This window comes from Paenibacillus rhizophilus, assembly GCF_003854965.1.
Classification (GTDB): domain Bacteria; phylum Bacillota; class Bacilli; order Paenibacillales; family Paenibacillaceae; genus Paenibacillus_AQ; species Paenibacillus_AQ rhizophilus.
This window is the reverse complement of the sequence record NZ_RQPI01000009.1, coordinates 115,612-127,940: the sequence shown is the minus strand read 5'-3', so window position 1 is coordinate 127,940 and position 12,329 is coordinate 115,612. Positions and strand designations below refer to the sequence as shown.

The 12,329-nt window shown below is 57.9% G+C and carries 10 protein-coding genes; 2 read left to right on the top strand and 8 right to left on the bottom strand.

What is annotated here, in order from left to right:
• Positions 1 to 76: 76 nt before the first annotated feature.
• Complete coding sequence (locus tag EH198_RS16045) at positions 77 to 1,237, bottom strand: L-threonylcarbamoyladenylate synthase (protein WP_124696527.1); 1,161 nt, start codon at positions 1,235 to 1,237, stop codon at positions 77 to 79.
• Positions 1,238 to 1,332: 95 nt separating this feature from the next.
• Positions 1,333 to 2,094, bottom strand: coding sequence for a stage II sporulation protein R (gene spoIIR / locus EH198_RS16040; RefSeq protein WP_124696526.1), 762 nt, complete (start codon positions 2,092 to 2,094; stop codon positions 1,333 to 1,335).
• 142 nt (positions 2,095 to 2,236) lie between these two features.
• Here spoIIR and EH198_RS16035 point away from each other — a divergent pair, with 142 nt between their 5' ends.
• The gene (locus EH198_RS16035; protein WP_124696525.1) at positions 2,237 to 3,283 is read left to right on the top strand and encodes a S66 family peptidase; all 1,047 of its coding nucleotides are present in this window, start codon (positions 2,237 to 2,239) and stop codon (positions 3,281 to 3,283) included.
• Positions 3,284 to 3,452: 169 nt separating this feature from the next.
• Here EH198_RS16035 and EH198_RS16030 read toward each other — a convergent pair whose 3' ends face one another.
• The 6 genes from EH198_RS16030 to fni form a co-directional block, all read right to left on the bottom strand.
• Entirely contained in the window at positions 3,453 to 4,631 is a 1,179-nt protein-coding gene (locus EH198_RS16030) for an FtsW/RodA/SpoVE family cell cycle protein (RefSeq protein ID WP_124696524.1), read from the bottom strand.
• Positions 4,632 to 4,717: 86 nt separating this feature from the next.
• Positions 4,718 to 5,851, bottom strand: a complete 1,134-nt coding sequence (locus EH198_RS16025) for a N5-glutamine methyltransferase family protein (RefSeq protein WP_379311004.1) — start codon at positions 5,849 to 5,851, stop codon at positions 4,718 to 4,720.
• Positions 5,814 to 6,881, bottom strand: coding sequence for a peptide chain release factor 1 (gene prfA, locus EH198_RS16020; RefSeq protein WP_124696523.1), 1,068 nt, complete (start codon positions 6,879 to 6,881; stop codon positions 5,814 to 5,816). The genes EH198_RS16025 and prfA overlap by 38 nt, the downstream gene beginning before the upstream one ends.
• Positions 6,882 to 7,144: 263 nt before the next feature.
• Positions 7,145 to 8,245, bottom strand: a complete 1,101-nt coding sequence (gene ychF / locus EH198_RS16015; RefSeq protein ID WP_124696522.1) for a redox-regulated ATPase YchF — start codon at positions 8,243 to 8,245, stop codon at positions 7,145 to 7,147.
• Positions 8,246 to 8,930: 685 nt separating this feature from the next.
• Positions 8,931 to 9,401, bottom strand: a complete 471-nt coding sequence (locus EH198_RS16010; protein WP_246014367.1) for a GNAT family N-acetyltransferase — start codon at positions 9,399 to 9,401, stop codon at positions 8,931 to 8,933.
• Between the two features lie 28 nt (positions 9,402 to 9,429).
• The gene (gene fni, locus EH198_RS16005) at positions 9,430 to 10,500 is read right to left on the bottom strand and encodes a type 2 isopentenyl-diphosphate Delta-isomerase (RefSeq protein ID WP_124696521.1); all 1,071 of its coding nucleotides are present in this window, start codon (positions 10,498 to 10,500) and stop codon (positions 9,430 to 9,432) included.
• 237 nt (positions 10,501 to 10,737) lie between these two features.
• On the opposite strand from fni, the gene EH198_RS16000 reads away from it, so the two are divergent.
• Positions 10,738 to 12,279 carry a phospholipase D family protein gene (locus EH198_RS16000; protein WP_124696520.1) on the top strand — a complete coding sequence of 514 codons (1,542 nt, stop codon included), beginning with the start codon at positions 10,738 to 10,740 and terminating at the stop codon, positions 12,277 to 12,279.
• The last annotated feature ends 50 nt before the right edge of the window (positions 12,280 to 12,329 follow it).

Here is a 12,329-nt window from a genome sequence, read left to right as displayed (position 1 = left end):
TCCATGTCCGAATATCTTGTACCATCACGATATGCGGACAAGAGGACAATCATTCTATAAATTGGAAAAAAGAGGGCTATTCGGCGTCGATCACGCGGCCCGCGGCGGCCTTCATCAGCCGATTCATAATGGCGGACCCGAGCCCTGTCTCCGGGCAAGCTTCAGCCAGGATATAGGTCGCTTCCGCTTCATCAAAGCGCCGCAGCGCGGCATAGAGGGAGCGGGCGGCCGTCTCCGGCGAGGCCAGCGGGCCGAGCGAGACGACGCAGTCGGCGGCGCCGGCGGGATACAGGGGCAGATGCTCCTCGAAGAGGAGCATCCCCGTCGTCTCGCCGCGCTCGCGGGCCGCGGCCAGCAGGCCCGCCGCCGCCTTCGCCGCGCCCGCCGGCGAAGACCCGCGCACGACACCGAGCCAGCCCCGCGGCGCGTAGTGCGCGTACTTCATGCCCGGCGCGCGCGGCGCCGGGCTGCCGTCCCCCGCCGCGTCCGGGGCGGGGCGTTCCGGAGCCTCCGCCGCTTCCTGCGGAGGCGTGAAATCAGGCGCCGCTGAAACGCCCGTGACGGCGGCTTCTCCCGCGACGGCCGCCAGCTGCGCGGCCGTGATGCCGCCGGGACGGAGCACGGCGACGGAGCCGTCCGGCTGTACCTGCACGACGGTCGACTCCAGACCGACGCCCGCGGCTCCGCCGTCCAGCACGCCGCCGATCTTGCCGGCAAGATCGTCCAGCACATGTCCGGCCAGCGTCGGGCTCGGCCGCCCGGAGCGGTTGGCGCTGGGAGCAGCGACCGGACATCCGGCTTCGGCCAGCAGAGCCAGCGCCACGGGATGATCCGGCATGCGCACGCCGACCGTGTCCAGCCCTGCCGTTACGCGCGCGGACAGCACGCCGGCCCGGAGCGGCAGCACCACGGTCAGCGGGCCGGGCCAGTAGGCGTCCATTAAGGCTGCCGCCACCGCGGGCACCTCCGTCACAAGCTCTCCGAGCGCCGCCCGGTCGGCGATGTGGACAATCAGGGGATTGTCCGAAGGCCGTCCCTTGGCCTTGAAAATCGCCTCGACCGCCTCCGCATTCCTCGCGTCCGCCCCGAGGCCGTACACCGTCTCAGTCGGAAAAGCGACCGTATTGCCTGCCTTCAGCATCTCCGCCGCTTCCGCAATCGCCGCAACGTCCGCCGGGTTCCGTTCCCGTCCGGTTACCCCCTCCGCGTAGCTCAGCTTCCAATATTTCGTTTCCATGTTCACAGGCCTCCGTTCAAAAATAACGGCCCCACCGCGTGGGGCCGTTTATCTATAAGAAAATAGTAACATATCCGGCGGCAAAACAATAGAATCTATGCCCACAAACTGCTGATCCAGCCTCCGATTTTCACCAGCAGGTCCCAGACAAAGAACCGCACCTTCGGTTCCTCTCCGGCGGCTCCCGCTTGAGCCGTGGAATCCGGCTGCCGGTCACCCGCCAGCGCCGCCTGGCCTTCCTTCGCTATTCCGGCGTAGCCCTTTCCATCCGCAGACAACTTCGCGGCCTTGGCATCCCCTGCCGGTTTGGCCGCCGCATCGCCCGAACCCGCATCGATGAAGCAGAGCGGCGGGAACAGCACGCACCACCAATTCTGTCCATTGCCTTCTCCAAGTGTGACGCGAAGCGCTTCATATTCCCCGGCGGGATAAACCGTCCCTCCGTACAGCTTGGTCGGAAACGGAACGACCCCCAGCTCCACCTTATAGCCGTAGCCGATGCCGCGCTTGTCCAGTTCGCCGCCCACCAATTTTTCCAGCTCCGGCAAATGCTCGCGTATAACGGCACGCGCCTGATCGAGGCTTTGCGGGTCCTCCAGTTCAGCGACCCACCCGTTCATCTGCTCGACAATTTTATCGCGGATCTGCCGCTTGACCAGCTGATCCTGCGCCCCGTCCGAATTGGCGAGAATCCGCAGCCGGATCGATTCCTGCGGAATGGGTCCGCCGCTAACGGCGGCATCGGTTTTTTGCCCTTCCCAGGCCATCATGACAAACATAAAGATACAAATTAAAATGGCAGTATACGTAAAGGTCTTACGCAGCGAATCTCTGGCAATTTCTCTTTTGACGTTCATTTGGGATACCCCTCTCCACTGGCTTCATGTCAGTCAGTATCCCCGGAAGGCGGAGCGTCCAAACCTATTAATCTATTTATTTTTGCTGTGCGCATACACTGTTCGTAGAGTATGGATCATACATACAAGAGGAGGAAAAGCTTTGAACCAATCCATCCGCTACCCCGCCCCCCTGCTTGCCGGCGGCGTCATTGCCGTCACCGCCCCTTCCAGCGGAGTCCGCCCGGAGCATGTCGGCTTATTTAATCAGGCCGCCGAGCATGCGCAGGAGCTCGGATTTATCGTGAGGGAAGGCGCCGTTCTCCGCTCCCGGGCCAAATTGGCCCTCGCCCCGGCGGCTGAACGGGCGGCCGAGCTTCAAGCTTTTTTGCTGGATGATACGGTCGGTGTTGTAATGCCTCCGTGGGGCGGCGAATTTCTGATGGAAATCCTGCCGCTCATGGACTGGGAGAAGCTGCGGACGGCGCCGCCGAAGTGGATGATCGGCTACTCGGATACAAGCACCTTCCTGTTCGCTTACACCCTGATGACCGGCTGCGCGACCGCACACGGCACCAATTTCATCGACCTGCGGGCCCGGCCGCTGGATGATGTTACCGCCCGCTGGCGGGACGTGGTTGGAACCGGGGCCGGCGGGACGGTTGCCCAGACCTCGTCGGCTATGTATCAATCAGCCTGGGATATAACCAAGCCGGGCTTTATCCTGGATACGCCAACAAGCTGGCGGACGATCGCCCCGGGCGGCGCAAGCGGCGAAGACCCCGCCGTCTCTTTTGGCGGCAGACTCATCGGCGGCTGCCTTGAGACGCTGACCACGCTGATCGGTACGCCTTACGCTCCGGTTCCCACCTTCATCCGCGATTACTGCGGTGAGGAAGGCACGGTCTGGTTCCTGGAAAGCTCGCAGCGGAACGCTGGCGATATTCACCGGCAGCTGTGGCAGATGAAAGAGTGCAGCTGGTTTGAGAACTGCCGCGGGCTTTTGTACGGCAGACCGGCGGGATACTCGCCCGTGCAGGATTTCGGCCTCGCCGACTCCTTGGAGCAGCTTGCGGGCGAGCTTGGCATTCCGGTCGTCTACGAGGCGGATATCGGACATGTGCCTCCCCAGTTGACACTCGTTAACGGAGCTGTCGCGGCAGTGACTGCCGGGGGAGGCAGAGGAACAGTTACAATGAGCTTTAACTAAGCGGGTGAAAGGTCCTGAGTCGGCAGAACAATAAAAACAACCGCCAGGCGGCCTTAACAAAGGCATCCTGGCGGTTGTGGGTTTTCGTCTTATTTTTGTCTTATAAGGTCTTACAAGGTCTTACAAGGTCTTACAAGGTCTTACAAGGTCTTACAAGAAAGCGTCTGGGTCATCCTTGTCTGGCCGGAGCCGTATACGAGGCCTTCGGCAAATCCTCTTCTTCCTCCTGCCCGTACAACCGCACGCTCATCACGAGCCCGATGCTCGCCATATTGATCAGCAGCGAGGTTCCCCCGTAACTGATGAAAGGCAGGGTAATTCCGGTAAGCGGCATAAGTCCGATAAAAGCTCCGATATTCTCAAAAATCTGGTACAGCATCATGGCGACAATGCCGACAATAATGAACGGCCCGCCCCTGTCCCTGCATTCGAGCGCGATCAGAATCATCCGGTGGATCAGAATAAAGTAAAGGAGCAGCACCACAGCCGAGCCCACGAAGCCGAATTCTTCCGCAATCTCGACAAAAATTGAATCCGAATAAGTGTAAGGAACCCGCTCCGTCTGCACCGAGCTTCCTTCCATATACCCTTCGCCGCTCATACCGCCGGAGGCTATCGCAAGCTTGGCGTTTTTCGTATGGTAGCTGGCCTTCGCGGACGCTTCATCCGGCACAAGCCAGGGGTCGAAGCGCTCCACCAAGTGGGGGCGCAATTCATTCAGAAATTTCGAGATGGGTTCATGATAATGAATATATGAAAAAATACTGCCGCCCACCAGCCCGCCTACAACCACAAGTCCGATCAGCGCATGGGAAAATTTGATGTTCCCGATCCAGAGCAGGCCGCCGAGAATGACAATATAGGAAAGCGCGTTTCCCAGGTCGTTTTGCATGATAACAATACCAAAAGGAAGCAGCGTCAGCAGACCGAGCGGTACGATATCCCTCCAGAAATGAAGCCGGTTCTTGTTCTTCCGAAACAGAACAGCCGCCAGAAACAAAATAAGGATCAGCTTGAACAGCTCCGCTGGTTGAAGGCTGAAGCCTCCGAACTTGATCCAGCCCTTGGCACCGTTCTCCTCCGCACCGATGAAGGTAACCAGCACAAGCAGAGCGATCCCGAACGTGTAAATATACACCGCGTACTTGATCAGCAGGCGATAGTCCAAAAACATCAACCCGAAAAAGGCGATGAATCCCAAAATATAAAACTTCAACATTTTAATGTGAAAACCGTCCAGGCCTTGCCGGCCATGAGTCACGCTGTATATCGAGAACAGACTGATCACCATCAACAGCACAAGAACCACGACGATTACGCCGTCGATTTTTTTAAACTTCTGGAGCAATGCTCTGCCTCCCTGTGGTTTTACTGGCTTTGTCCGTGTTTCACGTAAATTTCAGGCCGCTGACTTTATTGTAAGGGATTGGGTTGCTAACGCGCAATCCCCAGCACATGGCGGGGAATGCCCGCGAGATCGGGAACGGTCACGATCTCGCTCCAATGCCCGGCCGCCGTAAGCAGGGCGGCCACCTGCTCCGCCTGGCCGAAGCCTAGCTCGAAGCCGACGAGGCGCGGCGGAGCCGGGAGCAGCGGAAGCTGCTCCATCATGCGGCGATACGGGTCCAGCCCGTCCTCGCCGCCGTCCAGTGCGGTGCGCGGCTCATGGTCGCGCACTTCGCGCTGAAGCCCGGCGATGTCCGCGCCGGGGATGTAGGGCGGGTTGGAGACGAGAATATCCGTCTCCAAGCCCTTGAACGGCTCGAGCAGGTCACCGAGCCGCAGCTCCACCGCCGCGCCGAGACGCTCCGCGTTGCGGCCGGCCACGGCCAGGGCCGCCGGCGAGATGTCGCCGGCGAGCACCCGCCACGCCGGCGCTTCGGCCGCCAGCGTGACGGAGATCGCGCCGCTGCCCGCGCCGATGTCGATCGCGGTTAGGCGGCGTAGCCCGCCGCGCTCCGCGGCGTCCGGCCTTTCGCCTTGCACACCGGCAGCGCCCGGCTCATCCGCGGCTGTTCCACCGGAACAGGCCGGGCCGCTTGCAGCTGCGCAGGTCCCGGCCTCGCCGCGAGCTCCATCCCCGCAGGCTCCGTTCTTTCCGCCGGTCTTATCGGCCGTTCCGGCCGGCTTGCCCGCAAGCTCAGCCGCTCCCTCCGGCCACAGCTCCGCCGCATAGCGCAGCACCGCCTCCACGAGCAGCTCTGTCTCCGGGCGGGGAATCAGAACATCCGGCGTCACCTCAAAGGGGCGGCCGTAGAATTCCTGCTCACCGGTAATATACTGTACCGGCTCTCCGCCCGCCCTGCGCGTCACGGCGATCTCCCACTGCTCCCGCTTGTCCGCCGGAAAGGGATCGGCCAAGGCCATGTAGTAAGCCGCGCCGGACAGGTCCAGCACATGCTCCAGCAGTAGCTGGGAGCTGCGCTGCGGCTCGCTGACGCCGAGATCGCTTAAAAAAGAAGAAGCCTCCGCAAAGGCTTCCCGGATGCTTTGCACCTGCGGCATGATATATGCGCTCTGTTTCAAAGCATTATTCTCCCTTTTCCAACAGATCCGCCTGTTCCGCAATGGAGAGCGCCGAAATAATCTCTTCGATTTCGCCGTTCATAACCGAATCCAGACGGTGCAGCGTCAGGCCGATCCGGTGATCGGTCACCCGGCTCTGAGGGAAGTTGTAGGTCCGAATCCGCTCACTGCGGTCGCCGGTGCCGACCTTGCTCTTGCGCTCGCCGGCATACTTGGCTTCTTCTTCCTGCCGCTTCATGTCGGAAATCCGGGCGCGCAGCACCTGAAGAGCCTTCTCTTTGTTGGAATTCTGCGATTTGCCGTCCTGACAGGTCGCCACGATTCCCGTAGGAACATGCGTCACGCGGACTGCGGATTTTGTCGTATTGACGGACTGGCCGCCCGCGCCGCTGGAACAGAACGTATCCACGCGGATATCCTTGTCAAGGATTTCGATATCGACTTCCTCCGCTTCCGGCATGACCGCCACGGTCGAAGTCGAAGTGTGAATCCGGCCGCCCGATTCCGTCGTCGGGATGCGCTGAACGCGGTGCGCGCCGCTTTCGTACTTCATTTTGCTGTAAGCTCCACGGCCATTGATCATAAAGATGACCTCTTTAAATCCGCCCAGATCGTTCGTATTGGCGTCCATCAGCTCCACGCGCCAGCCCTGGGTATCTGCAAAGCGGGTGTACATACGGTACAGGTCGGAAGCGAACAGAGCCGCTTCGTCCCCGCCGGCCGCCCCCCGGATTTCGACGATCACGTTCTTGTCGTCGTTCGGGTCCTTCGGCAGCAGCAGAATGCGGATTTTCTCCTCCAGCTCGGTCTGGCGCTGCGACAATTCCTCGATTTCCATCTTCACCATGTCGCGCATTTCATCGTCGAGCTTCTCGCCGAGCATCGCTTTGGCGGCGTCGAGCTCTTCCATCACATTTCTATATTCGGTATAAGCCTCGTAGGCGGGCTGCAGATCGGATTGTTCTTTGGAATAGTCCCTCAGTTTCTTACTATCGCTTGCAACATCCGGATCGCAAAGCAGTTCACTGAGTTTCTCATAGCGGTCCGCCAGAGATTGCAATCGGTCCAACAAGGGAATTCACCTCTTTAGTTCATTTTTCATTTTAAATACAGTTTCACGACTTTATATTATATCACGAATCCGCCGATTTGGCTACATTTCGTCATCCGACAGCCGACAAACCGGTGCAGGGTCCAAAATCGCGCAAAAGGCCATCCCGCGTAAAGAATATTCTGCCGCGAAATGGCCTATCGTTCCCTCTCGGCGACAGGCAGCTCCGCTCCACCCGCGAAGTTACCCGCCTGTCAGAGGCAAACATTAAAAATCAACAAGCTTTATACGTTAAACCGGAAATGCATAACGTCTCCGTCCTGCACCACATATTCCTTGCCTTCAAGCCGAAGCTGGCCGCGCTCTTTAGCGCCGTTCATCGAACCTGCGGCAACCAGATCGTCGTAAGCCACCACTTCCGCGCGGATAAAGCCGCGTTCGAAGTCGGAGTGAATAACCCCGGCCGCTCCGGGGGCTTTGGTCCCTTTGCGGATCGTCCAGGCGCGAACCTCCTGCACGCCCGCCGTAAAGTACGTATACAGCCCAAGCAGCTTATAAGCAGCCTTGATCAGTCGATTCAACCCCGACTCTTCAAGCCCCAGTTCTTCGAGGAACATCGCCTTGTCTTCGCCTTCCAGCTCGGCGATTTCCGCCTCCACCTTCGCGCTGATCGGCACCACTTCCGCGTTCTCGGCGGCGGCGAACTCGCGAACCTGCTTCACATACGGATTCTCTTCCGCTGTGGCAACCTCGTCTTCGCCGACATTGGCCGCGTACAGCACCGGCTTCAGTGTCAGCAGATGAAGATCGCGCACGATGAGTTGTTCTTCATCGTTAAGCTCCACGCTGCGGGCGGGCATGTCGTTGTACAGCGCTTCTTTGACGCGATCGAGCACTTCCACTTCCTGAGCGTACTGCTTGTTGCCGCCCTTCATGTTTTTGCGGGAACGGTCGATCCGTTTCTCCACGCTCTCCACGTCGGCCAGAATCAGCTCCAGGTTAATCGTCTGGATATCGCTGATCGGATTAACCTTGCCGTCAACGTGGGTAACGTTCTCGTCCTCGAAGCAGCGCACGACATGGACGATGGCGTCCACCTCGCGGATATGCGCCAGGAACTTGTTGCCCAGCCCCTCGCCCTTGCTCGCTCCGCGCACCAGTCCGGCAATGTCGACGAACTCAAATGCGGTCGGCACTGTTTTGTTCGGCACAACCAGTTCAGTCAGCTTGTCGAGGCGCTCATCCGGAACTTCCACGACTCCGACGTTCGGGTCGATTGTGCAAAAGGGATAATTCGCGGACTCCGCGCCCGCCTGCGTAATTGCATTAAACAATGTCGATTTGCCCACGTTGGGCAGACCTACGATACCCGCTTTCAAAGCCATATATATGACAACTCCCATTTTTCGTTAATTGACCAGTAAGCCTTGCGATCTAAACTATTATATATTAGAACAAACACCCCAGCAATACCGGGGGACGGAACCCTTAAAGAGACCAGTGGCGCTTCCCGCATAACTAAAATAAACAGCCTATTCCCCGCACTGCCGGACAAGCGGCGTAAACGCCTTATTTCTGCGCCGGCTAACGCCTTATGCAGCTGATCTGTCCATTTCACAGATACAAAATCCAAAAAAATGTCTTTTAAAGCGTGGACACTTCCACAAAACCGAGATCTACACGGCCAATCTGTCCTCAAGCAACATTATTACTATATATTGAAACCGTTCCGTTTATTTTATCAATATATAGAATCTTGGCTTAAAGGTGACTACCTTGTGCCGATGTCCACCTTTTAAAAGACATGTCCATCCAAATGTCCTTACCGAGGGGACGGTGTACTCCGCATTCCTCCTATAGAGGACGATCTACTCAGCACGCCTCTCCACTGCCACTCTCTTGAACCTCTCGGCAAAAAAGGCCAGCCTGAACCTCCGGCTGACCTAATCACATGAAGGACCTCACCCCATCGGACATCCTTCGTATTCTTCCTGCGGTGTGGGCGTCGCCCGCTCTTTATAGGCTTACCGTGTTTATATAACGGCGAAGCCGAACGCGGCGCATCACACGCTACAGATCCTTGGACATCGTAATGTCGGTCACTCCGAAGCCCATTTTTTTGTACAGCTCGAACGCGCGTTGGTTCTGACCGAACACATGCAGCCCGATCTTGCTGACATTCATGCTGCGGGCCTCTTCGTCGAGCGCCTGCATGGCCTGCTTGCCGTAGCCCTTGCCCTGGAACGGTTCATAAATATAAATGTCATAAATAAAAGCTTCCCGGCTGCGCCGGCCCTCGGTAACGTTGAACCAAATGTACCCGACATGGGTATCGCTCTCTTCTTCGACCACAGAGTATAGATAAGCTCCTTCGGTATGCAGCCCCCGGGGCAAAAAGCGCGTCATCGCCTCTTTGGACTGTTTCAGCGCGTTATCCGGTTCCCATGCTCCCGATTTCACTTTTTCTTCGGCATAGTCGCTGGTCGATTGACTCATGAAAAATTGAAACGTCGCTTCGTCCATTTGAACCAGTTTTATCATTATGATTAGACCTTCCTTATTTCGGTATTTAGATGCGCACCAGCCGCGGCGTTCCGCGCAAGTCCGCCACGGAGGAGACGCCGATGCCGAACATCACCGTCCGCAGCTCCAGCTCGGTCTGCTCAAGCGCCGCTTCCAGCGCTGCCTCCGATTCCACCGCCGGGCCAAGCAGATTTCGGCCAAAACCGGCCAGATCCGCGCCGAGGGCCAGTGCCTTGGCGGCGTCCACGCCGCTGCGGAGGCCTCCGCTGCCGATCAACGCGCCTTCAGGCGCCGCGGAGCGCACTTCAGCAATGCAGTCGGCGGTCGGGATGCCCCAATCGGCGAACGCCTCGGCGGCGCCGCGCTTAACCGGATCGGCGCTGCGGAACTTCTCGACCTGGCTCCAGGACGTCCCGCCCGCTCCGGCCACATCGATGAAGGCGGCGCCGGCGCTGTACAGTTTAACCGCCGTCTCGCCGTCGATGCCCCAGCCGACCTCCTTGATGCCGACCGGAACTTCCAGGCTGCGGCATAAACGCTCAATCTTGGGCAGCAGCGAGCCGAATCCGGTATTGCCTTCAGGCTGGAACACCTCCTGGAGGCCGTTTAAATGCAGCACCAGCCAGTCGGCCCCGGCGATTTCCACCGCCCGGCGGCAGTCGTCTACGCCGAAGCCGTAGGACAGCTGAACCGCTCCGAGGTTCGCGATGACCGGAACATCCGGCGCGCGGTCCCGCACCCGGAACGTAGCCTCAAGCTCCGGCCGTTCCACCGCGGCCCGGACTGAACCGACGCCCAGCGTCCAGCCGCGTCCCTGGGCCGCCTGGGCCAGCCGCGCATTGATCTCGCCGGTCGCGGCGCTGCCGCCGGTCATCGAGCTGATCAGCAGAGGTGTGTGCAGACTCCGGCCGAGAAAAGAGGTATTCAGCATGATATCTTCAAAGTTCAGCTCCGGCAGCGCATTATGCCGGAACCGGTAATGTTCGAAGCCCGTGGTAATACCTTGGCCTGCGACGTCTTCATTCAGGCAAAGACGCACGTGTTCGATCTTGCGCCCTCCGGTCGTTCCTTCCGGTATATGTTCATTATTCATATTAATCGGCACTTGGCCTTTCATCAATTTTTTGTTCCTGCTGTCATAGTATAGCACAACCGAGTAAGCGAATTTAACAGCTTCATCCGCACCTAAGCCCGGATAAGCGTTGTTTTTCAACTTGGTCAATGGTGCAGCAACAGCATAGGCGGCATATCAGATGGCGGCCATACTGCTTCACCCGTTTCCTCCTGGCGGTAATAATAAATAGCAGGACGAAACGGACAACCGCTGCACACCTTTTTTCAGGAGGAACCTTCTATGAATCCGAGCCGCTCCAACAATCGTTCGATAAATGATAGTCCGCCCGCAATCCTTTCGGATCGCCCCCCTGAACGGAACTATTCCGGACATTTCTCAAGACGCCCTCATAAATGGACATTGGCCGTTATTACCACTCTTCTTCTCTGGCTGATCGGCGTGATGATCTATCAGACGCACAAGCCGCTGCCTCCCGGCCTTTCGTTCGAAAGCCCTTTGTACCGTGTGGAGAACGTAACGTTATGGCAGGATCTGACTTACCCGGACGGCAGTCCGGAAGGCAGGCATGAGAGCGGTATTTTGCCGAGAATTCTGCAAATTATTGACGAATCCAGACAATTTCTGATTGTCGATATGTTCCTGTTCAACAATTATACGCATAAAGGGCAGCATTTCCCCCCAGTAAGCCGCACGCTCGCCGACAAGCTGATTGCCCACAAAATGAAATACCCGGATATGGATATCGCGTTCATCACGGACGAAGTTAATACTAACTACGGCTCCGCCCCCAATGCCCTGCTCGAAAAAATGAAACAAGCGGGCATCAACGTTATCATTACGAATGTCGATCCTTTGCGGGATTCGACTCCCGCTTACTCCGCCGTCTGGCGCACATTCATCCAGTGGTTCGGGCAATCCGGCAAGGGCTGGGTTCCCAATCTAATGGCAAACAACGGACCGGATATTACCGTAAGGTCCTATTTAAAGCTGCTGAACGTCAAGGCTAATCACCGAAAAGTCATCGTCAGCGAACGGTCGGCACTAATCAGTTCGGCCAACGTGCACGACGCAAGCGCCTTTAATTCCAATATCGCGCTTGAGGTGCAGGGACCGGTTATCGCGGATATTGTGCGGACGGAGCAGGCCGCGGCGGATTTGTCCGGTGCGGGTCCGCTGCTGAAGACACAGCCATCTTTTCCGCAGTCTCCGGCTAACGGCGGCGGTCCGGTGGACATTCGTTATTTGACGGAAGGGAAAATATACAAATATGCGCTTCAGGCTCTCCGCAGCTCGTCCAAGGGTGACACGGTATGGATGGGCATGTTCTATCTCGCCGACGACGCCATTATAGACGAAGTGGTAAAGACCTCGGAACGGGGAGCTTCCGTGCGGCTTCTGCTGGACCCGAACCAGAACGCTTTTGGCCGCAGCAAAATCGGCATTCCCAACCGCCCCGTGGCCTTGGAGCTGAACCGCAGGTCAGGCGGGCAAATATCCATCCGCTGGTATAACACGACAAAAGAGCAGTACCATACGAAACTGCTCTTTGTGGACAAAGAAAGCGGCAAGTCCATCGCAATCGGCGGCTCCGCCAATTTTACGGCCCGCAATCTGGACGATTATAATCTCGAGAACGATCTGTGGGCTGCATTTGACTCCAGTCAGCCGATTTACGGGCAGCTTGACGCCTATTTCAACCGGCTGTGGAACAATGAAGGGGCCGAGTACAGTCTGCCGCCGGCAAGCTATCAGAGCGAAATCACCTGGCTGAAATATGCCATCATGCGTATTCAGAACGCACTGGGTTTAACGACGTACTAGATAGAGTTCCTTGACCGGTCATGGCAGCCGGTGTACGGATAGAAAGAACT